This window comes from Elusimicrobiota bacterium (assembly GCA_026388075.1).
Classification (GTDB): Bacteria; Elusimicrobiota; Endomicrobiia; order Endomicrobiales; family JAPLKN01; genus JAPLKN01.
Map to the genome: position 1 here is coordinate 1 of JAPLKN010000066.1, position 2,165 is coordinate 2,165.

Consider the following 2,165-nt stretch of genomic DNA (forward strand, 5'->3'; position numbering starts at 1 on the left):
TCATCTTGCCCGGTCTCCAATCGGCTTCTACAGTGCTATTAATGTCTTCGGGATATGCCCAGCTCCATTTTGCAGGGCTCTTGTTAGTATTGAAAAGCTCTTCAAGCTCTTCGGCGAAAGAAGCGTAGGTGCCGGGAAGTGCTAAATTAATGTTTCCCGGTTTCTTGTCCTTAAAAAAGACTTCAAACGGCTCGTTTTTGTGTTCATCCTCTGCTTTGCTAAATGGTTCTAAACTATTTTCTAAGATTTCCTTTTTTTCAGGCTCCATGCTCACATGCATTAATAAATGTTTGGCCCATCCATAAAATAGCAGGCGGTCAAACCTTAAATCAAAATCAAATTCCTTCAACATACCTTCGGCAAATTCTTGATATGTTTTTCTTGCCTTAGGATCAATATAATCAGCTGTTTTCGATTCCCGAAACAGATCCAATGAAAAATCCTTAGCATATTTTTTTATTAGGTCTACAAAACCTTCCTGATATGGTGCATTTTCATATCTGAACGGCCTGCCTGTTTTTGAGGTGATATACAGCTGTTTTGAAAGCGTTACCGTTCCGCGAATCCCGGAAGGAAACTCATCAGCAAGAATTTGAAGAACATCAAATTGGTCCGGGGGAATAAAATCTAGCAAAACAATAGTATTTTTTGAGCTTTTTCTATCGGGAAACAATTCTTCAACGCCGTCTTTTTTTAGATACAATACTCTGCAGCCGGTTTTATCGGATAGGTCCTTAACATTTTGGATAATACTTTGTTTAAAACTTCCGTCAAAAACCGCAGGTGTATCTTTTGACTCACTGTTTATCTTCCCTATCGAAATAAAATAGGTGGCCCCCTTAGGATTGGCATTATCAAACTCTGTTCCAAAAGGAGGCACAAACAAGTTGTCTAAATACCTTAAATATTCAAAACCCCAGCCGGTATCTGCAAGTTCTTCAGGAAGTTTCAGTTTTGACATTAACGATTTCTTTGATGCTAATCTATCTTTGGTAAGCCTGTTAAATAATTCTTTATATTCTTCTGTTACGCTGAACAATCCCAACACATCCAGCCTTTTTGCCAGAAATGATTGATCGCGATAATTTATTTTTCCCGGCTGTAGTTCAGCAAAATAAGTACGCCGTTTATAAGGCTTGATCTCTCGCTCATATTCCTCTTGCTTTTCTCTAAATTTATCGTCGGAATAAAACAAACTATTCGGGCTTCTAATATATTCCGGTTTTCTTGGCGTCGTCCTGATTATTTGCATTGGAATATCTCCCGATTTATAAGTGCCAGGATCTATCAGATAAAAATTTGCGCCTCCGCAACTCACATTTTCCGCTATAATTGCCCATTGCGGTCCAAACTCGCTTGAATTCACATTTGATGATCCATGAATCAGCGTAATATCGTTATCAGAAGATATTTCTTTCATAATATCAATGGCACCAAAATGAAAATCTCCTAAATTATAATAAGTAACATTTCCTATAGTCTGCTTTTCCTGGTTTCCATTCTTATCCCATCCGGGCACCATGCCCGCTTCAATTGCCATATCTAATGTTCCTTCTAAATAGATCATATTGAATTTTAAATCACTTTTGATCTTTAAATAGTTTTCTTTCATCTTTTGAAGTAAGATGTTTACTATCGCAAGATCTCCATACCCATCCATATATCTTATTGGCAAAACGATATTTATCGTTTTGGGTAGAGGGATATTATTTTCAGCCAATTTTTTAAAATATGATTTTTCGTATAGAGGAACCTCCGCAGCCATTGGTAAAGATCCTTTGTTTTCCGTCAGCGGCGCTTCAGGATGGGCAATGTTATATTCCCTGTGTTTTTCTATGGCTATTTTCAGCACTTCATTGGAAATGCTAGGGACCCCGAATATCGAATCACCGCTCTTTTTCCATGCTTCATTTATTGCAAGATATATAGCACGCAATATTTCTGTCGCTCCGGTCAGACGTGTCTTGCGGACTATATCGCTCATATTTCCATGCATTTCCACAAAACGCTCTGCTGCCGCTTTAAGCGCTTTCTCAAGCAGCATTTCTCCATTTTTTACTATTTGCCATACTCCTTCTGCAATGCCTATCAGTTCCGGCGCTTCATGCTCAGGCGCAAAATTCTGTTCGCAGTCGCGCTTGGCTTTTTCATTTGCGGGATTTTCC

The 2,165-nt window shown here is 38.7% G+C and carries 1 protein-coding gene; it reads right to left on the reverse strand.

Annotation, left to right across the window (positions count from 1 at the left end; translation table 11 throughout):
• A partial coding sequence (locus NT145_03655) for a hypothetical protein (protein MCX5781788.1) occupies positions 1 to 2,165 on the reverse strand: 2,165 nt, incomplete at both ends.